The sequence below is a fragment of the Comamonas sp. MYb69 genome (genome assembly GCF_037479315.1).
Taxonomy (GTDB): domain Bacteria; phylum Pseudomonadota; class Gammaproteobacteria; order Burkholderiales; family Burkholderiaceae_C; genus Comamonas.
Window position 1 is genome coordinate 38,671 of the sequence record NZ_JBBGZG010000012.1, and the last position, 24,739, is coordinate 63,409.

23 protein-coding genes are annotated in these 24,739 nt (G+C 63.9%); 6 read left to right on the forward strand and 17 right to left on the reverse strand.

Annotated elements, in window-relative coordinates; genetic code table 11:
- Nucleotides 1-22: 22 nt before the first annotated feature.
- From WH303_RS16715 to WH303_RS16755, 9 genes are all read right to left on the reverse strand, one after another.
- Nucleotides 23-889 carry a heme ABC transporter ATP-binding protein gene (locus WH303_RS16715; protein WP_339519874.1) on the reverse strand — a complete coding sequence of 289 codons (867 nt, stop codon included), beginning with the start codon at nucleotides 887-889 and terminating at the stop codon, nucleotides 23-25.
- A 12-nt stretch (nucleotides 890-901) separates the two neighbouring features.
- Nucleotides 902-2,107: a FecCD family ABC transporter permease gene (locus tag WH303_RS16720; RefSeq protein WP_445228300.1), complete on the reverse strand. Its 1,206-nt coding sequence runs from the start codon at nucleotides 2,105-2,107 to the stop codon at nucleotides 902-904.
- Nucleotides 2,104-3,048, reverse strand: a complete 945-nt coding sequence (locus tag WH303_RS16725; protein ID WP_339519876.1) for a heme/hemin ABC transporter substrate-binding protein — start codon at nucleotides 3,046-3,048, stop codon at nucleotides 2,104-2,106. The genes WH303_RS16720 and WH303_RS16725 overlap by 4 nt, the downstream gene beginning before the upstream one ends.
- A gap of 10 nt (nucleotides 3,049-3,058) precedes the next feature.
- Nucleotides 3,059-4,228, reverse strand: a complete 1,170-nt coding sequence (locus WH303_RS16730; protein ID WP_339519877.1) for a hemin-degrading factor — start codon at nucleotides 4,226-4,228, stop codon at nucleotides 3,059-3,061.
- Between the two features lie 64 nt (nucleotides 4,229-4,292).
- Complete coding sequence (locus WH303_RS16735; RefSeq protein ID WP_339519878.1) at nucleotides 4,293-6,581, reverse strand: TonB-dependent hemoglobin/transferrin/lactoferrin family receptor; 2,289 nt, start codon at nucleotides 6,579-6,581, stop codon at nucleotides 4,293-4,295.
- A 424-nt stretch (nucleotides 6,582-7,005) separates the two neighbouring features.
- Entirely contained in the window at nucleotides 7,006-7,794 is a 789-nt protein-coding gene (locus WH303_RS16740; protein WP_339519879.1) for a transporter substrate-binding domain-containing protein, read from the reverse strand.
- Between the two features lie 163 nt (nucleotides 7,795-7,957).
- The gene (locus WH303_RS16745) at nucleotides 7,958-8,506 is read right to left on the reverse strand and encodes a glycine zipper 2TM domain-containing protein (RefSeq protein ID WP_339519881.1); all 549 of its coding nucleotides are present in this window, start codon (nucleotides 8,504-8,506) and stop codon (nucleotides 7,958-7,960) included.
- Nucleotides 8,507-8,587: 81 nt separating this feature from the next.
- Nucleotides 8,588-9,037, reverse strand: coding sequence for a dUTP diphosphatase (gene dut, locus WH303_RS16750; protein ID WP_021026601.1), 450 nt, complete (start codon nucleotides 9,035-9,037; stop codon nucleotides 8,588-8,590).
- A gap of 169 nt (nucleotides 9,038-9,206) precedes the next feature.
- A complete protein-coding gene (locus WH303_RS16755; protein WP_339519882.1) occupies nucleotides 9,207-9,698 on the reverse strand; it encodes a hypothetical protein in 492 nt (163 codons plus the stop codon).
- Nucleotides 9,699-9,958: 260 nt separating this feature from the next.
- Here WH303_RS16755 and trxA point away from each other — a divergent pair, with 260 nt between their 5' ends.
- Nucleotides 9,959-10,291, forward strand: a complete 333-nt coding sequence (gene trxA / locus WH303_RS16760; RefSeq protein ID WP_027010832.1) for a thioredoxin TrxA — start codon at nucleotides 9,959-9,961, stop codon at nucleotides 10,289-10,291.
- A gap of 363 nt (nucleotides 10,292-10,654) precedes the next feature.
- Nucleotides 10,655-11,917, forward strand: a complete 1,263-nt coding sequence (gene rho / locus WH303_RS16765) for a transcription termination factor Rho (protein ID WP_021026598.1) — start codon at nucleotides 10,655-10,657, stop codon at nucleotides 11,915-11,917.
- 55 nt (nucleotides 11,918-11,972) lie between these two features.
- On the opposite strand, the gene WH303_RS16770 is transcribed toward rho, so the two are convergent.
- Nucleotides 11,973-12,938, reverse strand: a complete 966-nt coding sequence (locus WH303_RS16770; RefSeq protein WP_339519883.1) for a helix-turn-helix transcriptional regulator — start codon at nucleotides 12,936-12,938, stop codon at nucleotides 11,973-11,975.
- Nucleotides 12,939-13,168: 230 nt separating this feature from the next.
- Between WH303_RS16770 and WH303_RS16775 the strand changes: the two genes are divergently transcribed.
- The 4 genes from WH303_RS16775 (at nucleotide 13,169) to WH303_RS16790 (ending at nucleotide 17,939) form a co-directional block, all read left to right on the forward strand.
- Nucleotides 13,169-14,194, forward strand: coding sequence for a methyltransferase (locus tag WH303_RS16775; protein ID WP_339519884.1), 1,026 nt, complete (start codon nucleotides 13,169-13,171; stop codon nucleotides 14,192-14,194).
- Between the two features lie 203 nt (nucleotides 14,195-14,397).
- Nucleotides 14,398-14,643 carry a type B 50S ribosomal protein L31 gene (locus WH303_RS16780; protein ID WP_021026595.1) on the forward strand — a complete coding sequence of 82 codons (246 nt, stop codon included), beginning with the start codon at nucleotides 14,398-14,400 and terminating at the stop codon, nucleotides 14,641-14,643.
- A 195-nt stretch (nucleotides 14,644-14,838) separates the two neighbouring features.
- Complete coding sequence (locus tag WH303_RS16785) at nucleotides 14,839-16,551, forward strand: hypothetical protein (RefSeq protein WP_339519886.1); 1,713 nt, start codon at nucleotides 14,839-14,841, stop codon at nucleotides 16,549-16,551.
- Between the two features lie 8 nt (nucleotides 16,552-16,559).
- Entirely contained in the window at nucleotides 16,560-17,939 is a 1,380-nt protein-coding gene (locus WH303_RS16790; RefSeq protein ID WP_339519887.1) for an MATE family efflux transporter, read from the forward strand.
- Here the strand turns inward: WH303_RS16790 and phoR are convergent.
- From phoR to pstS, 7 genes are all read right to left on the reverse strand, one after another.
- On the reverse strand, nucleotides 17,936-19,285 hold the full coding sequence (gene phoR, locus WH303_RS16795) for a phosphate regulon sensor histidine kinase PhoR (RefSeq protein ID WP_021026592.1): 1,350 nt from the start codon (nucleotides 19,283-19,285) through the stop codon (nucleotides 17,936-17,938). The two genes, WH303_RS16790 and phoR, sit on opposite strands and share 4 nt — an antisense overlap.
- Before the next feature lie 108 nt (nucleotides 19,286-19,393).
- On the reverse strand, nucleotides 19,394-20,101 hold the full coding sequence (gene phoB, locus WH303_RS16800; protein WP_021026591.1) for a phosphate regulon transcriptional regulator PhoB: 708 nt from the start codon (nucleotides 20,099-20,101) through the stop codon (nucleotides 19,394-19,396).
- 10 nt (nucleotides 20,102-20,111) lie between these two features.
- A complete protein-coding gene (gene phoU, locus WH303_RS16805) occupies nucleotides 20,112-20,813 on the reverse strand; it encodes a phosphate signaling complex protein PhoU (RefSeq protein ID WP_021026590.1) in 702 nt (233 codons plus the stop codon).
- A 42-nt stretch (nucleotides 20,814-20,855) separates the two neighbouring features.
- Nucleotides 20,856-21,647 carry a phosphate ABC transporter ATP-binding protein PstB gene (gene pstB / locus WH303_RS16810; RefSeq protein ID WP_021026589.1) on the reverse strand — a complete coding sequence of 264 codons (792 nt, stop codon included), beginning with the start codon at nucleotides 21,645-21,647 and terminating at the stop codon, nucleotides 20,856-20,858.
- A gap of 19 nt (nucleotides 21,648-21,666) precedes the next feature.
- Entirely contained in the window at nucleotides 21,667-22,548 is an 882-nt protein-coding gene (gene pstA / locus WH303_RS16815) for a phosphate ABC transporter permease PstA (protein WP_312986472.1), read from the reverse strand.
- Nucleotides 22,545-23,516, reverse strand: coding sequence for a phosphate ABC transporter permease subunit PstC (pstC, locus tag WH303_RS16820; protein WP_043339725.1), 972 nt, complete (start codon nucleotides 23,514-23,516; stop codon nucleotides 22,545-22,547). Before pstC ends, pstA begins: the two co-directional genes overlap by 4 nt.
- Before the next feature lie 113 nt (nucleotides 23,517-23,629).
- Nucleotides 23,630-24,667 carry a phosphate ABC transporter substrate-binding protein PstS gene (gene pstS, locus WH303_RS16825; RefSeq protein ID WP_339519890.1) on the reverse strand — a complete coding sequence of 346 codons (1,038 nt, stop codon included), beginning with the start codon at nucleotides 24,665-24,667 and terminating at the stop codon, nucleotides 23,630-23,632.
- Nucleotides 24,668-24,739 lie beyond the last annotated feature (72 nt).

The following is a 24,739-nucleotide window of genomic DNA, read 5'->3' on the forward strand; positions in this document are numbered from 1 at the left end:
AACTCGGCGGGCTGAGGCCCGCTTAAGTTTGCGCGAACAGATACTGGGCCGTGCCATCCGGCGCCTGGGTGGCAAAGCAGCCCACGCCCCAGACCTGGGCAATGGTCTCGGGTGTCAACACCTCATGTACGGTGCCATGCAGGCAGCCGCCACCATGCACCAGCAGCACATCGTCGGCATAGCGCAATGCCAGGTTCATGTCATGCACCACGGCAATCACACCCACCCCGGCAGACGGCCCCGCATGCGCCCAGTCGCGCAGCAAAGCCATGGTCTGGTGCTGCCAGGCCAGGTCCATCGCAGCGGTGGGCTCGTCAAGCAGCAGCCAGCGCGCGCCGCCGCAGGCTGCTGGCTCCCAGAGCTGGGCCAGCACCCGCGCCAGATGCGTGCGCGCCCGCTCCCCGCCTGACAAGCTGCGCACGCTGCGCTGGGCAAAGGCGCTGACCTGGGTCAGCGCCATCGCACGCTCCACAATGCCGGCCTCATCGGCGCTGGGCTGGAGCCGGTGCGTATAGCGCCCCAGCTCCACCACCTCCTGCACCGTAAAGTCAAAGGCCACGCCACCGTCCTGCATCATCATCGCGCGGCGCAGCGCCAGCTGCTCGGACGACCAGCGTGCCAGCGGCTGCCCATCAAAAAGCAGCTGACCACCATGGGGCTGCCACTGGCCCGTCATCGTGCTCAGCAGGCTGGATTTACCCGCGCCATTGGGCCCGACGATGGCGGTGACCCGGCCTGCCTCAATGCGGGTGTGCAGGCTCACCAGGGTATCGCCGCCGGGCACGCCGACGGCCAGGTGCTCCAGGCGCCAGCTGCTGACGGGCCCGCTGGATGCGGACTGCGGCGCAGGCCGCTTGGCAGGGCCCCCAGTTTTGAAGGGATTGAACATCTGCAGCCTCCCTCAGAGCTGGCGCCGGAACTGGCGCAGCATGGCCAAAAACAGCGGCACGCCGACCAGGGCGGTCAGCACGCCCAGCGGCAGCTCGGCCGGCGCCACCACCGTGCGCGCAAAGGCATCGGCAAACACCACCATCGCAGCGCCCAGCAAGGCCGATGCGGGCAGCACCACCCGGTGGTCCGGCCCGGCCAGCATGCGCACCCAGTGCGGGGCCACCAGACCGATAAAGCCAACCATGCCGCAGCCGGCCGTGATGCAACCCACGACCAGGGCGGCCAGCACCACGGCCAGGCGCTTGGTGCGCTCCACCCCCACGCCCATCAGGCTGGCCTGGGCCTCGCCCAAGGCAATGGCATTGAGGGGTTGGGCCAGGCGCTGGGCGATCAGCAGGGCCACGGCCACCACGGCGCAGGTCGCCATGGCCACCGGCCAGCGCGTGCTGCCCAGGCTGCCCATCAGCCACAGCTGCAGGTTGCGCAGCTGCTCATCGGTGGACAGAAAACTCAGGAGGCCCAGCCCAGCCATCGCCAGCGCATTGATGGCCACGCCCGCCAGCAGCATCACGCCAATGCGCGTGCCGCCCCCTGTTTGGGACAGGCCATAGATCAAAAACGTGGTAACCAGGCCGCCGCCAAACGCGGTCAGCATCAGCGGCCAACTGCCCAGGCTGCGCGGCAGCGCCGGAAACCACAGCGCGCCCATCACAATCAGCGCAGCCGCCGCCAAGGCCGCGCCGCTGCTGACCCCAATCAGGCCCGGGTCGGCCAGCGGATTGCGAAACAGCCCCTGCATCAGCGCCCCGGCCAGCCCCAGGCCCGCACCGGCTGCCAGGCCCAGGATGAGACGCGGCAGGCGGATGGTGGCAAACACCAGTTGCTCGGTGCTGGCGCCCGGGCTGGCAGCGCCCGCGCCCTGCCACCAGTGCAGCCAGGCGTTCCAGGTGATGCCCGGCAGGCGCGCCGCATCGATCGCAAACGCGCCCTGCCCGGCCGCAAACACAAAGGCCGCCAGCACCAGCAAGGCCATCAGGCCCAGGGTGCTGGATTTGCCCAGGCGCCGCTGCGCCGGGCGCCGACTGGGCTTGCGCGCGGCGCTGCCAGCCGCCCCCGCAGCGGGGGCTGGCGATGGCGCCACCGCATGCAAACCCGCTGCTGCCGGCTGGCTGTGCGGGGCGCCCGCGCTGATGCGCACACGCGCCGCTTCGCTCATGGCTGGATGGCGTGCAAGCCCTGGTGCAGCGCCTGCACGGCCTGCGGCAAGCGCGGGCCATAGCCCAGCAGCTGGCTTGCCTCCAGCGCCACCATGGTCTTGTTCTTGAACGCAGGGGTCAGCGCCAGCTCGGGCCGGGCCCAGAACTTCTCCGCACCGCCCACCGCCTCCAGGCCCTGCGTCGTGGTCACGATCACCTGCGGCGCCGCCTGCGCCATGGCCTCGGCCGTCAGCGGCCGGTAGCCTTGGAAACCCTGCATCACATTGGTGGCACCGCCCAGGCGCAGCAGCGCATCGGCCGCCGTGGCCTGGCCTGCGACCTGGGGCGAGCCGCTGTGCGACAGCACAAACAGCGCACGCGGCGCGCGCCCGGCCGCCACACTGGCACGCACCTGGGCCTGGGTCTGGTCCCAGTCGGCCTGCAAGCGCTGCGCCAGCTGCTCGGCCTGGGCTTGCTTGCCGGTGGCCTGGCCCACCAAACGGATCTTGCGCAGCACCTCGTCCCAGCTGTGGTCGGACTGCACCAGGGCCACGGTCACGCCGGCCTGCGCAATCTGCTGCAGCACCACCGGCGGGCCGGCCTCGGTCGTGCCGATCACTGTATCGGGCTTGAGCGAGAGCACGCCTTCGGCCGCCAACTGGCGCACATAGCCCACCTTGGGCGTCTTGTCGGCGGCCTCCGGGTAGTTGCTGGTGGTGTCGCTGCCCACCAGCAGTTGCTCGGCGCCCAGCAGGTAGACGATTTCGGTGAGCGCACCACTCAAACTAACCAGGCGCTTGGCCGCCACCTGGGGCTGCACGCCGACAAAGGGCTGCAGCACCGATTTGGCACCGGCATCGGCCACCGGCCGGGCGGGCTGCGCCCACAGCGGGCCCGCCACGGCTGCAGCGGCAGCGCCAGCCGCCCAGGCCAGGCAATCACGGCGATTCAATAAAGCCATCTTGCCCTCCTCAAGCGCTGACCGGCTCGGCGTTCAGGCGCGGCAGGCCGGTTGCCAGCGCGCGCCAGCCCGCCAGCTCCGGCTTGCCGGGCTTGCGCGCGCCAAAGAACATGGCCATCAGGTCGCCATAGGCGTCGAACAGCTCGACCGAGGTGACGGTGCCATCGCTGGTTGGCTTTTCCACCAGCCAGGCATGGGCGATCAGATCGGTGCGCAGATGCAGGTTGAAGCCCTGGTCCAGCACATTGATCCACTCGGCGTTGGGGCTGCTCATCGGTTCGATGCGCTGCACCGGGCCGCTGTGGATCTGGATGCAGCCGCCGCTGCTGACAAACACCATGATCGGCGTGGCCGAGAAGCTGGCCTCGTTGAGCAAGGCGGTCACGCTGTCTTTGGCCAGGGGCCAGGCAAACTGGCCCTGCACCAGGCGGAAGGACTGCTGGCGCTCGGCGCCAGCTTTTTTGATGATGCTGAAGAATTCATGCGTGTCCTTCATGCCGGCCCAGGCGGCCTGCAGGGCGGGCACATCCACGCTGCTGTCGGCAGAGACGCTCACGGGCTTGCGCGCCTCTGGCGCATCAAAGCCGGGCACGCTGGCGCCCGCCGCCACCGCAAAGCGCTCGACCAGCGCCTGCCAGGCTTGCAGATCGCTGGCGTCGCGGGCATAGACCTTGTGCACTGCCCGGCCTGCGCGGTTGTAGAACTGCAGGCTGCGCAGCACCGTGCTGCCGCCATGGGCGGAGGTCTCGGTTACCGCAAAGCCGGCATGCCAGCTGGCAAAAAACAGGCGCAGGTCAATGTCTTCGTTCAGCGCAATACCCACCTGGGCCCCCAGCTCACCGCCCGCGCTGAGGTTGGCATAGACGCCGGTCTTCTCATGCACGGTGCTGGCATTGCGGGTCAAGGCCATCACCGGGCCGCAGGCTTCCAGCGCCTTGAGCACCTCTACCCAAGCGCCCCCGGGTGCTGCCAGTACCTGCACCTGCATGCTGCTGCCCTCCGGCTGCCACTGCTGGGCATGGGCGGCAATCGCCTCGCCTTCGCTGGTGCCGGCAGCTTCGGCCGCTTCCTTGGCGCGCAGGCCCTTGGCACGTTCTGCGGCAAAGGCCTGGCGGATGTCTGCGGCACGGGCCGCGCTCAAGGCGGCTGGCGCAGCGGCGGGAGAAAGAGACGGATTCATGGGGGGACTCCTTATGGAAAAACCGGCAGCGTGCAGACCGTGCACGCTGCCCACAGAGGCAGATTCAGAACTCGGCGACCAGGCTGACCTTGGCCGAGCGGCCCGGCTGGGTGTAGCTATCGATAACGCCTGAGCTGGACGCGAGACCACGCACATCGGACCAGCGCCAGTACTTCTTGTCGGTCAGGTTGTAGATACCCACGTTCAAGCGCAGGTCCTTGCGAATGCGCCATTGCGCTGTCAGGTCCACCAAGGTGGCCGATGGGTTCAGGAACTGGGTGCCACCGCTAGGGTTGGTCGTGTCCTTGGCCTTTTTGCCCTGGGTGTAGTTCAGACCCAGCTGCGCTGTCCAGACGGCGGCCTCGGCACGCAGGCCCACGGTAAAGCGCTGCGGATCGATGGACGACAGCGGCTCGGCGCTGGTACGGTCACGGCCCTGGGTGCGGCCCCAGGAAAACGGTGTGCTCCAGCCGATGCCGGCATAGCGCCCCCAATCGGCATCGCCCTTGACTTCAAAGCCACTGATGTTGACTTTGCCTCGGTTGACCGACTGGAACACCAGTGGATCAGCAGCGGTACCCACACCGCCCACCTGCACCAGGTCGTCGATAAAGTCCTTGTAGCGGCCGGTGAATGCCGCCACATCCAGCGCCACATTGCCCAGCCGCCCACGCACACCCAGCTCCAGGTTCTGACTGGTTTCCGGTTTCAGGTCGGGGTTGGGGATGGTCTTGTAATTGGCCACCGGGTTTTCAAAGAAGGCATTGACCTGGCCGGCGTTGGGCGCGCGGAAGCCCTTGGCGTAGTTGCCGAAAACACTCCACGCCGGATCGACCCGGTACATCACACCCAGCTTGGGCGAGGTGGCATTGCCCGACAGCGACACCGCATTGGCGCCAAAGCCGGCCTGGTCGGCCTTGATGCTGAAATGGTCGTAGCGCAGGCCGGGCGTGAAGGTCCAGTTGCCCAACACCAGCTCATCTTGCGCATAGAGGGCCCAGCTCGATTCGGTGGTATCGGGAAAGCGCTTGAGCGGGAAGGTCTCGCCCACCGGCGGCGTGATACCCGTCTGCAGGTTCTCGACATCGCTGCGCACATAGTCGACGCCGTAGGTGATCTTCTGCGCCAGGCCCGCATCGCCGCGCAGCAGCTTGCTGGCCTGCACATTGGCCTGCCAGGTCTTTTCCTGGTAGGTCACATCGCGCGTGCGGTCGGCGGCGGTCAGGCGGTCTTCGTAGATGAACTCGCGCGAATCGGCATTCTGGTAGCTCAGGCTGGCCTTGATGTCATCCCACGCGGGCGTGCTCAGGTTGCGCCACTCGCCCGCCCAGCTGCCGCGCGTGCGCTTCATGTCGGTCGACGATCCGGAATCGATGACGGCCGTAGCGGCGGTGACCGGCGGCGCCGTGCGTGCGGTGTAGAGCTGGTAGTCGGCCTTCTTGTCGACATGCTCGACGGTGAAGGTGTGCTTCTGGTCTGCATTGGGGCGCACGATCACCTTGCCCAGCACCGAGGCATCCTTGTCGCGCTGCGGATTCGGTGTGGTACGGCGCGTATCGAGCGTGTCGATATCGCCCATGTTCTTGAGCTCGCGGCTGCGGCCCAGGTTCACACCCAGCAGCCATTCAACCGTCTCATTGGGCTTGCCAGCCAGGGTCAGGCCCAGGTTCTTGCCGGTGTTCTCGCTGTCATAGCCTACGCTGGCACGGCCGCCAAAGGTCTGGCCGTCCTTGAGCAGGTTGCGGGGATCATTGGTGATGAAGTTGACCAAGCCTGCCATGCCGTCGGAGCCATAGAGCGCCGAGGTGGCCCCCCGCACCACTTCCACCCGCTGGACCATGCCGACATCGAGGTAGTCACGACCAAAGGCATTGGCGCTGAACACATAGCTGCGCGGCAGGCGGATGCCATCGACCAGCATCAGCACGCGGTTGCCGTCCAAGCCCCGGATATTGAAGCCAGCGTTCTGGTCGCGGCCGGTGGGGCTGGACGCCAGGGTGAAGCGCGCCGGTGCGCGCTTGACCGAGACATTGGGCATGTCGCGGGCAATATCGCGGATATCGCGCATCTGCTGCGCTTCCATCTGCCGGGCATTGATGACATCAATGCTCATCGGCAGCTCGTCGGGGTCCTGCTCGTAGCGCGAGCCACTGACCACCATTTCCTTGAGCAAGGGCGCATCGGCCGCAGCCACCTGCACGGCGCCAGTCGCCTGACCGGAGCTGGCCGCTGCAGGGCTTTGGGCCTGTGCTGCCTGGGCCACACACAGCAGTGCAGCCAGTGCCAGGGGTTGCAAGGCCAACGGCTGGCGCGCGGCACTGGAGGGGCGCGACACAGGGAGGGACGAAGACACGCGATGCGTGTCGCAAGGGGGATGAGCAGCCACGGGCCGAGCTTTCAGACAACAGGGTTGAACAAAGAAGCTGGCAATGACGGCCCGCTGTAAGGCAGGGGCGGCAGCACGGCTGGCGTGCGGGTCACAGGCTGGCGATGTAACAATTATATGAGAATAATTCTTATTTATCGAGGCAATAGCCCTGCAAAGACTGGGTGCTGCTGCGAAATAGCGACAGTTGCAGCGGAATGCGCAAGATCTGCGCTTGCTCGAGCCGTCATCGGCAACCCCCGCGAAGCTTTTGCAGCCGGCACGCACCAACAAAAAAACCGCCTGGTCTGCAACGCCTGCACCGGTGGAGCACCCCCTGGGCGCCCTGTACCTTGGCAACGGCATGCAGACCAGGCGGCTTGCGCGCTGGCCTTGCTGGCGGCTTAGCGGCTTATTTCAGCCATTTCTGCGCCTCTTGCTGCAACACGCCGCGCAGCGCCAGCACATCCCAGGTGAACTGCATCACGCGCTGGTAGTCGGCATCGTCCACCGGCAGCATAAAGCCCAGCTGGTTGACGGGGGTCAGCGGCTTGTCCAGGTAGGCGGCGTAGAGGCGCGGGTCGGCCTTGCTGTAGTGCAGCGCCTCATAGGTCTCGGTGATCATCGCATCGCCCTTGCCGTCGGCGATCAGGCCCGGAATCTCGGCGTTCTTGTCATGCGTGCTGACCTGGGCATTCTTCAGGTTCTGCAGCACATAGGCCTCGTTGGTGCCGCCGGGATTCTTGATCACGCGCACGCTGGCCTGGTTCAGGCTTTCGGGCGTGGTGAACTTGTCCTTGTCGGCCGCACGCACCAGGGCTACCTTGCCAAACGGCGCGTAGCCCGGCAGCATCTGCACCTTGCTCAGGCGCGCCACATTGCGCGTGATGCCGCCCACGGCCACATCAAACTTGTTGTCCTGCAGGTCCTGCATCAGCTTGGGCCAGCTGGTGTCCACATACTCGACCTTGACCCCCAGCTCCTTGGCCATGGCCTCGACCACCTCGATATCGTGGCCGGCGTATTTGCCATCGGCCTTCATCGCAAAGGGGCGGTAGTCGCCCGGGGTGCCCACGCGCAGCACCTTGGCCTGCATGATGGCATCGAGCCGGGGGCCCGCCTGGGCAGGCAGAGACAGCGCTGCAAGCGCCGTCGCGCTGAGGGCCATGGCGGCGAGGGTGTTGGTTTTCTTCTGGAACATGGTGGCACCTTGGTGTGGTCGACAATCGGGAGGGAAGATCACGCAAAAAAAGCGTGCACACCGTTGCGGTGTACACGCTTTTTGAGACACGCGGCGCCATTGTGTCCCAGCGCCAGCCGCCTGCCCATCGGGGTTCACCCAAGCCTGGCAGGCGCTGCGCCGATCAATAACGCGAGATCTGGCCCTGGTTGATCTGCACGCGGTCGCCCGGGCGCAGATCGCCGGGGTTGGGCACATCAAAAATGCGCTGGCCGCCGTTTTGCAGGTTGATATGGATGCGGTAGCCGCTGACGGTGCTGCGGCCGCTGCCCGACGACTGCTCCAGCGCATTGCCGGCCGCTGCGCCACCGGCCACACCGGCTGCAGTGGCGGCCATGCGGCCAAAGCCGCCGCCGACCTGGTTGCCCAGCACACCGCCAACCACGGCGCCCAAGATGGCGCCTACGCCGGAGGTGCTGCGCGACTGCGAGCGCAGCTCTTCAATATTGCCCACGGTGCCGTATTCCATACCGTACGGTGCTTGCTGCTGCGGATAGCCGCCCTGCTGCGGGTAGCTGCCCTGTTGCTGGGGCGCCGGGCCTTGCGGGTAGCGGTTGTCATAACGGGGAGGTGCCTGCACACAGGCCGCCAGTAGCGAGGCGGCCGCCAGGGCCAGGCCCAGCTTGCCTGCACGTTGCAGCAGGCTGCGCGAGCTTGGATTTGTTTGAGACATTGCGCTCTCCTTTCAGATCACAAAAATGACGAGGGGGTCAGGGCCACCAAGGGCCCGCCAGGTTCAGTAGCTTGCGGTGGCTTACTTGGTGCCGGTGGAGCCATAGCCCCCGGCGCCGCGTTCGGACACATCGCCAAAATCTTCGACCACCTGAAAGCTCGCCTGCACCACCGGCACGATCACCATCTGCGCGAGGCGTTCCATCGGCTGCAGCACAAAGGGCTGGCTGCTGCGGTTCCAGGCGCTGACCATCAGCTGGCCTTGGTAGTCGCTGTCGATCAGGCCGACCAGGTTGCCCAGCACGATGCCATGCTTGTGGCCCAGGCCCGAGCGCGGCAGGATCATCGCGGCATAGCCAGGGTCGCGCAAATGGATGGCCAGGCCGGTGGGCACCAGCTGCCAGGCATTGGGCTCCAGCGTCAAAGGGGCATCGAGGCAGGCACGCAAATCCAGGCCGGCGCTACCAGGGGTGGCGTACTGGGGCAGCTGCTCTTGCATGCGGGGGTCGAGAATCTTCAGGTCAACAATCATGGTGGTGGTTCAGCTATCAATGCAGCGAAGGCTAGCATATACACAACGCCCGCCAGCGCAGTTGGTGCACCGGCCTACAGGCATTTACCGTATGCATACAAATGCAAGGAACTGCACCTCCCCCACCCTGCCCCCTGCGGCATCCGGTGGGGCCGTGTTCTGTGGCCGCCTAGTTCTTTTGCGACCAGCCCTTTTTGAAGGCCGCAATCAGCATCACGATGCCCAGTGGCGGAAACATGATGCCCAGGATCGCGGCGATCAGCACCCCGATGAGCTTGAAGCCGCTGAACGGCTTCTTGCTGGCTGTACTGCCACTGCCGGCAGAGGTAAAAATCGATGTGGTGGCTGCGCCTGAACTGCTGCGCGTTGTAGTGGTCAGCGTCTGCGCCGCGCCCTGGCGCCTGTCCTTGCGCACCTGGTCCATCTGGCGGATGCGGTCGAGCAGCTCCTGGGCCTGGTCGGCGATCGGGTTGCTGCTCGTCTGGCCGGATGGAGCCGATGGCGCCTGGCCATGGCCTGGCCGCGCCGGGCGCTGCATGCTGCCCGTGGTATGGGCGGCACCGGGGTTCTGCCGGGCGATGAGCTGGTCCACATAGCGCACAAAGTCGCCGTGCGGTGGTGTGTCATAGACAGACGCGCTGTCCCTGTTCAGCAGTGCCAATGGCATCTCCTCTTGCCGCCGTCGCTTGCAAGCGGCAGCAGCGATTGATAGTTTCAAACTCCGGCATAGCAAGGCTGCATGCCCGGACCCTCTTGTCCCTCTGAGAGCGCATTGTGCTTGACATCCTGCGCCCCTACAACGCGTCAGATGCAGCGCGCGCTGCCTGCACCCGGCCTTGCTTTCTGTCACAATGGCCTCAACTTTTGTCCATGGCGCAACCCCTGGCGCCAAAAAACCCAAAATTTAACGAGGAACCTGCCATGTCGGAATCCCTGATCAAGCACACCAACGAAGCCAGCTTTGAAGGCGATGTTCTGCAACCCAACACCAATGTTCTGGTGGACTTCTGGGCCGAATGGTGCGGCCCTTGCAAGCAGATCGCTCCGGTGCTGGAAGAAGTGTCGGTCAGCTACAAGGACAAGCTGCAGATCGCCAAGGTCAATGTCGATGAGAACCGCGCCATCTCGGCCAAGTTCGGTATCCGCGGCATCCCCACCTTGATGCTGTTCAAGAACGGCGAACTGGCCGCCACCAAGGTGGGCGCGCTGAACAAGGCCCAACTGACGGCCTTCCTGGACGAGCAACTGGCCTAAATCCAGCCCCTGGATGCGCGTCCCGCGCGTCTGCATCCCGGTATGGCTGGCCCAATCTGGCGGCCATCGCCAACAAAGCACGGTTTCTGCCGTGCTTTTTGCATTTTTCAAGCATTTGATTTTTCTGTATTTTTATAAAAAAATCAAAAAACCTAGCCGCTCACTGTCCCGCCTGATACATATAGTTGATAATTCAGGCAGGATGTTCCTGCAGCAACCTGTCTATAATCGACATTTAGATCACCGATCGTATTCCGACCAAGAATAGATCAAGCATGGTCTCCGGCTTCGCGGTCTCCCGCTTATTGCACCGGCTCTGCATTCCCCCTACCTCTAACAGTTACTCCGTTCTGGAGTCTATCCATGCACTTAAATGAGCTCAAGGCACTGCATGTGTCTGAAGTCCTCAAGCTGGCAGAAGAGCTTGAAATTGAAAATACTGGTCGCATGCGCAAACAGGAGTTGATGTTTGCGATCATCAAGAAGCGGGCCAAGGCCGGTGAACAGGTTTTTGCCGATGGCGTTCTCGAAATCCTGCCCGACGGATTTGGCTTTCTGCGCAGCCTCGACACGAGCTTCACGGCCAGCACCGACGACATCTACATCTCCCCCAGCCAGGTGCGCCGCTTCAACCTGCACACCGGCGACATGATTGAAGGCGAAGTGCGCACGCCCAAGGATGGCGAGCGCTACTTTGCACTGACCAAGCTCGACAAGGTCAATGGTCTGCCACCCGAGCAGAACAAGCACAAGATGATGTTCGAGAACCTGACGCCGCTGTTCCCCAAGGAACAGATGCGTCTGGAGCGCGACATCAAGGCCGAGGAAAACATCACCGGCCGCCTGATCGACATCATCGCGCCGATTGGCCGTGGCCAGCGCGCACTGATCGTCGCCGCCCCCAAGAGCGGCAAGACGATGATGATGCAAAGCATTGCACACGCCATCACCGCCAACTACCCCGATGTGCACATGATGGTGCTGCTGATCGACGAGCGTCCGGAAGAAGTGACGGAAATGCAGCGCTCGGTCAAGGGCGAGATCATTGCATCGACCTTTGACGAGCCCGCAGCCCGCCACGTGCACGTGGCCGAGATGGTCATTGAGCGCGCCAAGCGCCTGGTGGAAATGGGCCAGGATGTCGTCATCATGCTCGACTCGATCACCCGTCTGGCCCGCGCCTACAACAACGTGGTGCCTTCGTCAGGCAAGGTGCTCTCCGGCGGTGTGGACGCCAATGCGCTGCAGCGCCCCAAGCGCTTCTTTGGCGCGGCCCGCAATGTCGAAGAAGGCGGCTCACTCACCATCATCGCCACCGCCCTGGTCGACACCGGCAGCCGCATGGACGAAGTGATCTTTGAAGAATTCAAGGGCACCGGCAACAGCGAGCTGCACCTGAGCCGCCGCCTGTACGAAAAGCGCGTCTTCCCGGCCATCGAGCTCAACAAGAGCGGCACGCGCCGCGAAGAGATGCTGCTCGCTCCCGAGATCCTGCAAAAGACCCGCATCCTGCGCCAGTTCATGTACAACATGGACGAGATCGAGTCCATGGAGCTGATGATCAAGAACATGAAACAGACCAAGAGCAATGTCGAGTTCTTCGACATGATGCGCCGCGGCGGCTAAACCCCGCCCTGCGCCCACCGGCCTGCCAACCCTCCGCTCAACACGGAGGGTTTTTTCATGCCCGCGTGCGCCAGCGCTCTCCCGCCACCGTTTTGGGCGACCGGCCAAAGTGGCGCTCAAAGGCCGTGCTGAAGCTCGAGACATGCTGGTAGCCCACCTGGTAGGCCACCGCCGATACGCGCTGGCCGCTGTCCAGCAATGCCCAGGCGCGCTCCATGCGGATGCGGGTCAGCATGCGGTGGGGGCTGGTGCCCAAGAGCTGGCGAAAGCCGGTTTTCAGCGCAAAGGCGTTGGTGCCTACCGCTGCGCACAGGTAGGCTACCGTCAAGGGTTGGGCATAGTCGCGCAGCAGGATGTCGCGCGCCTGGAGAATCTTGTCCTGGTCTGCGGGCCGCAATGGGGCCGCCGTGGCTGGCGGCGGGCGCAGCTGGCGGGTCTGCTCGGACAGCAGGCTGAGCGCGGCGATCTGCATGCCCAGCAACGCACCTCGCTCATCCCGCCCCTCTTGCGCATGCCTTGGCAGCAAGGCCGCCGCCCATTGCGCGGTGCTCGCACCATAGGCGCCAAAATGCAGCGCGCGCGCCGATTGGTCAAAGCGCACACCCTCCAGCAGATCGGCCAGTCCATAGCGCTGCAGCAAGGCCTCATCGGCCACCAGCCGCAGCTGACACACCGCCTGCCCGGCCGGAAAGCAGCGCTCGCCCCGCACGGAGGCAAAAGCGGCCAAGGTGCTGTGGCCGGCGACAAAATCAAAACGCTGGCCATCCACACCGGTGGTGCTGGACCGCCCTTGCAGCGCCACGGTCAAGGTCAGGCAGCGGCTCTCGCGCTCCAGCAGGCTGGCTTCCAGCAAGGGCCGGTTGGGCTGGTAATCCATATAGACCAGCGCCAGGCCGGGCTCAATCTGCAGCCGGTCGGTGGCGCAATGGCCCAGCTGCGCGGGCAGGCTGGAGCGCCACCAGGCCGAGGGGCCCAGGCGCTGGGGTGCGCTGGCATCTGCGCTATTGATTCGGTAGACCAAGACTGCCTCTCTGGCCGCAGCAGGCGCCAGCACCGCGAAGGATTCCGCCCTGCCAAAGCAATGCTCCGTTTTGCCTAAATTTCAAATGATACCTATTTGCATTTGAAATTTATAGTGAAGGCTCTGTATCCCCCCCCCCTAAGCACCCGGACCGCAACCATGGCACACCTCCTCTTATCGACAGGCAATCCTCCTCCGTTTCACTGCACAGCGGGGGCTTGACCATGCGCATGGATTTTCAGACCGAGCATCCGCTGCAGCCACTGTGGCGCCTGGCTGCGATTCCACTGCAAAGCCAGGCGCTGGAGCAAGCGCTGGCGCAGCGGCTGTTTGACCAGCTGCGCGAGCCCGCCAGCGCCCAGGCGGTGGCAGAACGCCTGGGGCTGCATGCAGGGGCCTGTGCCGTCTGGCTGGAGCTGCTGTGGAGCATGGACCTGCTTGACCGCCAGCGTGCAAACCATGCGCAAGGCGATGATCTGTTTGCCAGCTCGGCGCTGGCCCAGCGCTATTTTCTGACGGGCGCAGCCGACTACTGCGCGCAGGCCTGGCAGTACCGGCAACAGGCCTTGTCCGGCTTGGCCAGCCAATGGCCGCAGTGGCTGGCAAAAGGCAGCGTGGCCATGACCGCGCCGCCCGGCAGCTGGGCCCAGGCGGCCCGCGTGCAGATCGGGCAAGAGCAGCGCGCGATCACCGTGCCAGCGATGGCGCATCTGCTGGCGCAACTGGGCCCCCTGCCCGCCACGGGGCGCTTGCTCGATCTGGGCGGAGGCCCCGGCCATATCGGCATGGCGCTGGCCCAGCAGCTACCCCATTGGCAGGGGCTGGTCTGCGATGAACCAGCCACCGCCGCCGTGGCCGCCGAGAACATTGCCAAGGCCGGACTGCAGGGGCGCATGGCTGCGCAAGGCTGCGATGTGCAGCAGCAGGACTATGGCCAGGGCTTTGACCTGATCTGGTGCTCGTCGATGCTGCACTTTCTGCCGGACCCGGCCCAGGCCGTGCGCGGCATGTGGCAGGCCTTGAAGCCCGGCGGCCTGCTGCTGCTGGCCCATGCCGAGCGGCCCGATGACCCGGCGATGGCCGCCTGCGTCTGGCCGTTTTACGCCGGCCTGGTGCTGCGCGGCCATTACCTGCCGCGCCCGGGCGATATCGCCCAGCACATGGCAGCAGCGGGCTTTGGCCAGATCCGCGCGTTGGGGCGGCTGGATTTCCCAATGGCGCCCGTCTGGCTGCATGCGGGGCGTAAGCCGGCTTAAAGCTTGCCAAATCAACGCATTGCAATGCTTCAGGCGCAGGCCACCGAAGCCATCAGCCGACTGAAACCCGAGGTTTTACTGAAAACAAGCCCATCCTATGCAATAATGGAGGGCTTTTATTGCGGAAAGTACGCCCAGTTTACTGGGATGCAGAGGTTGCATCCGGCTTGGCACGGCTCCCGCACTTGACCTAAGGAAGAATCATGAAAGAAGGCATTCACCCAGACTACCGCGAAGTGTTGTTCGTGGACCTGTCCAACGGCTTCAAGTTTGTGACCCGCTCCTGCGTGAACACCAAGGAAACCGAAACCTTCGAAGGCAAGGAATACCCGCTGTTCAAGCTGGATACCTCGTCTGAGTCGCACCCTTTCTACACCGGCACCCAAAAGTCGGTGGACAACATGGGCGGCCGTGTGGAGCGTTTCCGCAACCGTTTCGGCAAGAAGTAATTTGCTTTTGGCAAAAGGGCTTCGGGCTGCAAGGCCTGGCGCCCTTTTTGTCTTGGCAACCCAAAGGCAGTGCGACACCGTACTGCCTTTTTTCATTGACCCGCCTGGTGGACGCGCAGACAATGCGCGGTTCTCCTACATTTCTGGTGCAGGGCCTGATAAGCTGCTGAGCCTTGCTCCCTCTGGTAAGCCTGTGTGAATTTTCCAACCCCAGCCATCGTCTCCCAAGCCGCTGTACGCCCTCTGCCGCGTGCGCTTTTGCTGCTGCTGTGCCTGGCCTATGTGGTGCCCGGCTTTATCGCCCGCGCGCCCTGGAAGACCTTGGACATCACCAGCTATGGCTACGCGCTGGCGCTGGCAGAAGGCCGGACTCCGTGGCTGGCGCCGGAGATCCTGGGCCTGAGCCCGGACACCGAGGGCCTGATTCCCTACTGGCTGGGCGCCTGGGCGATCCAGGCTTTTGGCGACTTCATCTCGCCCGAGCTGGCCAGCCGCCTGCCGTTTGCCGCCCTGCTGTGGCTGGCCTTGATGGCCACCTGGTATGCCGTGTACTACCTGGCGCGCAGCCCGGGCGCCGGCCCCGTCGCCTTTGCCTTTGGCGGCGAAGCCAACGAGATCGACTATGCGCGCGCGATGGCCGATGGCGGCCTGCTTGCGCTGATTGCCTGCCTGGGCCTGGCCCAGCCTTCGCACGAGGCCAGCAGCTATGTGGTGCAGCTGTCGGGCGTGTGCTTTGTGTTCTATGCGGCCGCCTGCATCCCCATCCGCTTTGCCACGCCGCTGTGCATAGGCGCGGTAGGCTTGGTGATGCTGGCGCTGAGCGGCGCGCCCACCTATGCGGTCTGCCTCGGTCTGGGCGTGGCCCTGATCCTGGCGCTCACCCCCGTCGATGCCAAGCTGCGCGCGCGCAGCCTGCAGGCGGCCGGTGCCTTTGCCATCCTGGGCGTGGCCGCCTTGCTGCTGGCTGTCTACCTGCACCAGTGGCAATGGCGCATCCTGCCGGCCGAGCATTTCCGCCAGCTGCGCCCGCTGTTTGAGCTGGTGGTCTGGTATGTGTGGCCGGCCTGGCCGCTGGCGCTGTGGTCGCTGTGGATCTGGCGCCGCCAGGTAGCCGACTGGCGCTTTGTGCATCGCCATTTGTGGCTGCCCATCCTGCTGGGCGCCCTGGCGCTGGTCAACACCGTCATCACCACCCCGTCTGACCGTGCGCTGCTGCTGGGCCTGCCCGCATTTGCCGCGCTGGCCGCCTTTGCGCTGCCCACCTTCCGCCGCGCGATGGCGGCGCTGATCGACTGGTTCACACTGCTGTTTTTCAGCGCAGCGGCCATCACCATCTGGGTGATCTGGCTGGCGGTCTACACCGGCACGCCGGCCAAGCCAGCCGCCAATGTGGCCCGTATCGCGCCTGATTTTGTCGCGCAGTTTTCGCTGCCGCAGTTTGTCATTGCCGCACTGGCCACCCTGGCCTGGTGCGCGCTGGCCTTTTGGCGCGCACGCCGCAACCGGCCCGAGATCTGGCGCAGCCTGGTGCTGCCAGCGGGCGGCACCGTGCTCAGCTGGATCTTGCTGATGAGCATCTGGATGCCGATGCTGGACTATGGCCGCAGCTACACCGCCCAGGTGCAGGCGCTGGCCAAGGTGCTGCCCGCCCCCGCCTCGGCCGGCTGCGTGGCCGCCTGGGGCCTGAGCCGCTCGCAGATTGTGGCCATGCAGGCCCAGGGCGGCTGGCAGCTCAAGACCTTGACCGACCCGACCAGCGCATCCTGCAACTGGCTGGCCATGCCGCTCGAATCGCAGCGCACCCCGAGCAACGAGGTGCTGGGCCCTGAGTGGAAGCGCCTGGCCGCCGTGGCCCGCCCGACCGACAAGAACGCGGAGATCGTCATCTACCGTCGTCAACCGGGTTGAAGGCGCGTATGCGGGAGATGTTGACGCGCCTGCTGGCAGGCCGCGATATGCGGGTGCTGGCCAAGCATGCGGGCACGGTGTTTGTCGGCCAGATTGCCGTGATGGGCTTTGGCGTGGTCGACACCATCGTCGCCGGCCGCCATGCCGAGGCCTCGCTGGCCGCGCTGTCGGTGGGCTCGGCCATCTTTGTGACCGTCTATGTCTCGCTGATGGGCCTCTTGCAGGCGCTGATGCCGATCTGGTCGGAGATGCACGGCGCGCGCCGCCATGCCGACATTGGCGCCTCGCTGCGCCAGTCCCTCTACATCTGCCTGGCCGCTACCTTGCTGGGCTGGGCCGTGCTGTTCAATCCCGCGCCCATCCTGCGCTGGACCGAGGTGCCGCAGGAGCTGCAGTCGCTGGTCAAAAGCTACCTGGCCATCATCGGCTGGAGCCTGCCGGCCGCGCTGCTGTTCCGCATTTTCAGCACCTTGAGCCAGTCATTGGGCAAACCCAAGATGGTCACCTGGCTGCAGGCCATGTCCCTGCTGGTCAAACTGCCGCTGTCCATCTGGTTCACCTTTGGCGGCCTGGGCCTGGCACCGATGGGCGTGCTGGGCTGCGCCTGGGCCACCTTTGTGGTCAATTTCCTGCTCTGCGGCCTGGGCTGGTGGCTGCTGCGCAGCCAGTCCGTCTATGCGCCAGCCGATATCTGGCGCCGCCTGGAGCGGCCGCACTGGCCCACCCTGGCCCAGTTTGCGCAGCTCGGTGTACCGGCCAGCCTGTCGATCCTGGTCGAGATCACCTCCTTTACCTTGATGGCGCTCTATGTGGCACGCATGGGCACGGCCTCGTCGGCTGCGCACCAGATTGCGGCCAATGTCACGGCACTGATGTACATGGTGCCGCTGTCGCTGGCGATTGCCACCAGCGCCCGCGCCAGCTACTGGCGCGGCGCGGGTGATGAGACGCGGGCGCGCCAGGTGGTGTTTCTGGGCCTGTTTTCGGCCATGGGCCTGGCCGCCACACTGTCGCTGCTGGTCTGGCTCGCCAAGGGCTGGATTGTGCCGATCTACACCGCTACGCCCGAGGTGGCGGCCATCGCGCTGGGCCTGCTGGGCTGGGTCAGCCTCTACCACCTGGCCGATGCCAGCCAGACCGTGTCCATCTTTGTGCTGCGCAGCTACCGCATCACCGTCACGCCCTTGCTGGTGTACTGCAGCCTGCTCTGGGGTGTGGGCCTGTGGGGTGGTTTTCAGCTGGCCTACCACGGCATCGCCGGCCGCCCGGCGATGGATTCCCCCATCGCTTTTTGGATGTGCGCCGCCTATGCGCTGGTGCTGGCGGCGGCCTGCTTTTTGGTCTTGCTGCACCGCGTCACCAAAAACGCGGTGCGGATGAGCGCTTAGACCAGTTCTTCCGTCAGCTGCTGGCGCACGCGTGACGGTGGAAACACCACGCTGAACTCCGACCCCTTGCCGATCGTGCTGCGAATCTGCAGCTGCGCGCCGTGGCGCTGCAGCACATGCTTGACGATGGCCAGACCCAGGCCCGTGCCGCCGGTATCGCGCGAGCGGCTGCGGTCGAGGCGGTAGAAGCGCTCGGTCAGGCGCGGGATATGCTCGGGCGCAATGCCCGGGCCGGTGTCGGTGACGCTGACGCGCCCCGAGCCATCGGGCTGGCGCATGAACTGCACACGGATCTCGCCGCCCGCTGGCGTATAGCGCACGGCGTTGTTGACCAGGTTGGACAGCGCGCTTTGCAGCTCATTGCCGGCACCGGCCAGCTCGTAGTGGCCGGCATCGGCATCCTCTTGCGGAAAGAACAGCTGCAAGGGCTTGTCGCCATCCTTGGCAATCATGCGCGCCAGGCCATGCGCATCTTCTTCGCAGCGCTTGAGCAGGCTGCCCACGCTGACCCATTCATTGAGGCTGGGCGGTGGGTTGCCCTCCAGGCGCGACAAGGTCAGCAGATCGACCACCAGGCCTTGCATGCGGTGGGCCTGGTTGGACATCAGCGCCAGGTACTGGGTGCGCTCCTCGGCGCTCAGCGGCAGGGTCTGTAAGGTTTCGATAAAGCCGGCCAGCACCGTCAGCGGGGTGCGGATCTCGTGCGAGACATTGGCGACAAAGTCGCGCCGCATTGCATCGGCCAGCTCCATCGAGGTGACATCGCGCGAGAGCAGCAGCTTGCGGTTGCCGCCATAGGGGAACATCTGCACCGACATGCGCATCGGGCTGGCCGCGCGCATCACCGGGCTGACCATCACCACATCCTTGCTGAAATTGTTGGCGTTGAAATAGCCGATGAACTCCGGCGCGCGCACCAGGTTGGTGATGACCTGCATATGGTCGCGCTCCAGATTGAAGCCAAAGTGGTCACATGCAGTCTGGTTGCACCACTCGATATGGCTGTGCTCGTCGAGCAGCACGACGCCGTTGGGCGAGGCCTGGATGGCCGTCAGCACCTGGTGCAGCCGGTCATCGGACTGCGCCTCGTTCTTTTGCAGCTGGCGCACCAGGCGCCGCGCCCGGTCGGCCGCCTCGCCCCACATGCCCATCAGCTGCGGGGCGCTGTCCGCGTCGCCGTGCCGCAGCCAGCCCACCACCTTGTTGCCGCGCCAGACATCGACGACAAACCAGCACCAGGCCCCGATGATGGCCGCCAACAGTGCACCGGGCAACTGCCCCAGCCACCAGCCCAGGGCCGCGCCCAGGGCCTGAAAAAACAAAAAACTGACAATGCGAAACAGCATGCAGGCCTAACGCTCAAAAACAAAAAAAGCTGCGACCAGCGCAGCCTACAAAAAAAGAGCAAGCTGCCCGAATGCGGAAGTATCCCCGCATCACAGGCAGGCTGCAAGCTAAGCGCGCTGCAGCGCCTGGGGCTGGCCGGTGATGCGGTAGCCGGCACCACGCACGGTCTCCACCATCACATTGGCAGCGCCCAAGGCCTCGCGCAGACGCTTGACGTGGACGTCCACGGTGCGCTCCTCAATGAAGACATGGTCGCCCCAGACCTTGTCGAGCAGCTGCGAGCGCGAGTGCACACGCTCGGCATGCTTCATCAAAAAGTGCAGCAGCTTGAACTCGGTGGGGCCGAGCTTGAGCAGCTCACCCTGGAAGGTCACGCGGTGCGTGGCCGCGTCCAGCACCAGCTCGCCAATCGTCACACTGTCGTTGACCTGCTCGGGAATGCGGCGGCGCAGCACTGCACGGATGCGGGCCAGCAGCTCCTGCGTGGAAAAAGGCTTGGTGATGTAGTCATCGGCACCGGCATCGAGCCCGGCGATCTTGTCGGGCTCATCGCCGCGGGCGGTCAGCATGATGATGGGGATGCCCTTGACGCGGGCATCCGCACGCCATTTGCGCGCCAGCGAGAGGCCGCTTTGGCCAGGCAGCATCCAGTCCAGCAAGATCACATCGGGCAGCACCGCGTCCAACTCGCGCTGTGCAGCATCACCATCCTCTGCCCAGATCGGCAGGCAGCCGTTGTGTCGCAGGTTCACCGCGATCAGCTCGGCAATCGCGGGCTCGTCTTCGACAATGAGAACGCGTGGCAGTTTTTTCATAACTCAGACTCTACAAAACACTCGATTCGATTTCTTGCATGGTGGTGTGGCGCACATCGATACCCTTGACCAGGTAGATGATGAGCTCGGCAACATTCTTCGAGTGGTCACCGATGCGCTCGATGGCCTTGGCCAGGAACAGCAGGTCCAGGCTCGGCGAGATCTTGCGCGGATCTTCCATCATGTAGGTGATGAGCTTGCGCACAAAACCGTCGAACTCGGCATCGATCAGGTCGTCTTCCTTGAGGATCGACACGGCCGCCGTGGTGTCCAGGCGGGCAAAGGCATCCAAGGTCTTGCGCAGCAGGCCCGAGGCGAGCTCGGCGGCCACACGCAGGTCCGAGGTCGGCAGCGAGCGGGCGGCGCCGCTGTCAATGATGGAGCCGACCATGCGGGCCATCTTGTGGGCTTCGTCACCCATGCGTTCCAGGTTGGCCGTGGCCTTGGAAAAAGCTATCAGCAAGCGCAGATCGCGGGCCGTGGGCTGGCGGCGCGCAATGATGGTCGAGAGTTCGTAGTCGATGTCCACTTCCAGCTGGTTGACGCGCTTTTCCTGCTCTTCAACGCGCTCGACGGCCTCGGTGCTGAACTGCGACAGCGCGTAGATGGCCTGCTGGATCTGGGACTCGACCAGGCCGCCCAACTCCATCACCCGCGAGGAGATGCTGTTGAGCTCGCTGTCGAACTGTGATGAGAGATGTTTTTCTGTCATATCAGGCTCTTTTCGTTGTAGTGGTTGGCGTGACCGCGCGGCTTAGCCGAAACGACCGGTGATGTAGTCTTCGGTCTCTTTGCGCTGGGGCTTGAAGAACATCTGTTCGGTGGCACCGAACTCCATCAGGCTGCCCAGGTACATGTAGGCGGTGAAATCGCTGCAGCGGGCGGCCTGCTGCATATTGTGGGTCACGATCACCACCGTGTAGTCGTCCTTCAGCTCAGCGATCAGCTCTTCGATCTTGGCCGTAGAGATGGGGTCCAGCGCCGAGCAAGGCTCATCGAGCAGCAGCACTTCGGGCTTGATCGCGATACCGCGGGCAATGCACAGACGCTGCTGCTGACCGCCGGAGAGGCCCGAGCCGCTTTGGCCCAGCTTGTCCTTGACTTCGGTCCACAGCGCGGCCTTGCGCAGCGCCCATTCCACGCGCTCTTCCATGTCGCTCTTGCTCAGGTCCTCGAACAGCTTCACGCCAAAGGCGATGTTGTCGTAGATGGACATCGGGAACGGCGTGGGCTTTTGGAAGACCATGCCGACCTTGGCGCGAATCAGGGCCACGTCCTGCTTGCTGGTCAGCAGGTTTTCACCATCCAGACCGATATGGCCTTCGGCGCGCTGCTCGGGGTAGAGCTCGTACATGCGGTTGAAGGTACGCAGCAAGGTGGACTTGCCGCAGCCCGACGGGCCGATGAAGGCGGTGACCTTGTTTTCCGGGATTTCCAGGTTGATGTTCTTGAGCGCGTGGAACTTGCCGTAGTAGAAGTTCAGGTCGCGCACCGAGATCTTGGAGTTCAGTGCATTGGCGTTAGCCGCATTGGTTTTTGTCAACATAGGGTTCACCTGTGAATACTTATTTTTGGCGCGCCATGCTGCGCGCAAGAATGTTCAGACCCAGCACCGCCAGCGTGATCAGGAAGACACCTGCCCAGGCCAGTTGTTGCCAGTTTTCATAAGGGCTCATCGCAAACTTGAAGATGGTGACCGGCAGGCTCGCCATCGGCTTGGACAAGTCGGTATTCCAGAACTGGTTGTTCAGTGCGGTGAACAGCAGCGGAGCGGTTTCGCCAGCGATACGGGCCACGGCCAGCAGCACACCGGTGATGACACCGGCACGGGCGGCACGCAAGGTCACCATGCTGATCACCTTCCACTTGGGCGTGCCCAGTGCGTAGGCCGCTTCACGCAGGCTCGATGGCACCAGGATCAGCATGTTCTCGGTGGTACGGATGACCACCGGAATCACGATCAGCGCCAGCGCAATGACACCGGCATAGCCCGAGAAGCTCTTGAAGCGGATCACGATCATCGAGTAGACGAACAGACCGATCACGATCGAGGGTGCCGACAGCAGAATGTCGTTGACAAAGCGGGTCACCGACGCGAGCCAGCCGGTCTTGTTGTACTCGGCCAGGTAGATACCGGCCATCACACCGATGGGCGTGCCCACGAAGGTGGCCAGGGTCACCATCACCAGCGAGCCCCAGATGGCGTTGGCGATACCGCCAATTTCATTGGGAGCCGGGGTCATCTGGGTGACCAGGGCCACGCTCAGACCGCCCACGCCCAGGCGCAGGGTTTCCCACAGAATCCAGATCAGCCAAAACACGCCAAAGGCCATGGCTGCGAGGGACAGGGCAATCGCGACTTGGTTGACGCGGTTGCGTGCACGGTACTTGGCAGCGCGCTGGCTGGCCAGATCGGATGCCTGGATCAAGCTTTCTCCGGTGGTCATGAACGGGCTCCTTCATTCTTTTGCAGGCGGCTCAGCATAAATTTGGAGCAGGCCAGGACGATGAACGTGATGAAAAACAGGGCCAGACCCAGGTAGATCAGCGATGCCTGGTGCAGACCTTCGCCGGCTTCGGCGAACTCATTGGCCAGTGCCGAGGTGATGCTGTTGGCCGCTTCAAAGATGGACAGCGAGTTGAGCTGGTTCATGTTACCGATCACGAAGGTGACGGCCATGGTCTCGCCCAGTGCGCGGCCCAGGCCCAGCATCACGCCACCGAAGACACCGGTCTTGGTGTAGGGCAGCACGACTTTCCACATCACTTCCCAGGTGGTGGAACCCAGGCCATAGGCCGATTCCTTGAGCAGCGCGGGGGTGACTTCAAACACATCACGCATCACCGATGCGATGAAGGGGATCACCATGATGGCCAGGATCACGCCGGCCGAGAAAATACCGATACCGACGGGAGGGCCGGAGAAGAAGGCTTCCATGTAAGGAACGCCTTGGAACAGGTTCTGCAGCGGCTGCTGCACATAGGTGGCCAGCAAGGGGCCAAACACCATCAAGCCCCACATACCGTAGACGATGGACGGCACGGCAGCGAGCAGTTCCACAGCGGTACCCAGCGGGCGCTTGAGCCAGACGGGGGAGAGTTCAGTCAGGAACAGCGCAATGCCAAAGCTCACGGGCACAGCGATCAGCATCGCAATGAACGAGGTGGCCAAGGTGCCATAGATCATCACCAGACCGCCGTAACGGTTCTGGACAGGATCCCACTCGCTGTTGAAGAAAAATCCGATGCCGTATTCACGGATGGCAGGCCAGGCGCCGACGATCAGCGAGCCCATGATGGCCAACAGCAGGGCCAGGGTCAGCACCGCAGCACCGCGCGCGAGGAACGCAAAAAAGCCGTCAGCGACGGAGTTGGAGAGCCAAGGCTTGCGCGTTGGCGGTTGGCTGGATTGCATCTGCGCTTTGCCGGCGGCAACCGTTTTGTTTTGAACAGGAAAGGATGTCGACACGTTTGATTCCATTCAGTGTGGAAAAGGGCCGCTACCCGAGCGGCCCATCATTTTTCGACTTACTTGGCGAACACAGCCTTGCCGCTGCCGTCCTTGATCTCGCCCCAGGACTTGTAGATGATGTCCTTGACGCTGGCAGGCATTGGCACATAGTCCAGGCCGTCAGCAGTGCCGTCACCGGAGGTGTAAGCCCACTCGAAGAACTTCAGCGAGGTGGTGCCCTGGGCTGGCTTTTCCTGCAGCTTGCGCATCAGGATGAAGGTAGCCGAGGTGATGGGCCATGCATCCTTGCCAGGCTGGTTGTTCAGGATCTGGTAGAAGCTCTTGTTCCAGTCGGCACCGGCAGCAGCGGCCTTGAAGTTGGCGCTTTCTGGGCTGACAAAGTTGCCATCGGCGTTTTGCAGCTGGGCGAAGACCATCTTGTTTTGCTTGACGTAGGCGTATTCCACGTAGCCGATGGAGTTAGGCAGGCGACCCACATAGGCGGCCACGCCTTCGTTGCCCTTGCCACCGGCACCGGTAGGCCAGTTCACGGCAGCGCCCTCACCCACTTTTTCCTTCCACTCGGTGTTGACCTTGGAGAGGTAGTTGGTGAAGCCGAAGGTCGTGCCCGAGCCGTCAGCGCGGCGCACGGGAGCGATGGTGGCGTCTGGCAGAGCCACGCCGGGGTTCAGCTTGGTGATCGCTGGATCATTCCACTTGGTGATCTTGCCCAGGTAGATGTCGCCCAGCACTTGGCCGTTGAGCTTGAGTTGACCGGGGGTGATGCCCTTGATGTTGACCACGGGCACAATGCCGCCGATCACGGTGGGGAACTGCACCAGACCCTTTTGTGCCAGCTCTTCGTCCTTCAAAGGCATGTCGGAGGCACCGAAGTCCACGGTCTTGGCATCGATTTGCTTGATACCGGCGCTCGAACCCACCGATTGGTAGTTAATCTTGACGCCAGTGGCCTTGTTGTAGTCAGCAGCCCACTTGGAATACAGTGGAGCTGGGAAGCTTGCACCGGCACCGGTAGCCTCTTCGGCGTGCACATGGGCAAACGCACCGGCGGCAACCAGACCAGCTACCAGCACTCGAATCGCGGACACTTTCATGAAAACTCCTGTTGGTGATGAAACGCAATGGAGTGAACTGTAAAAAATGTATATGACACTGGCATGACATTT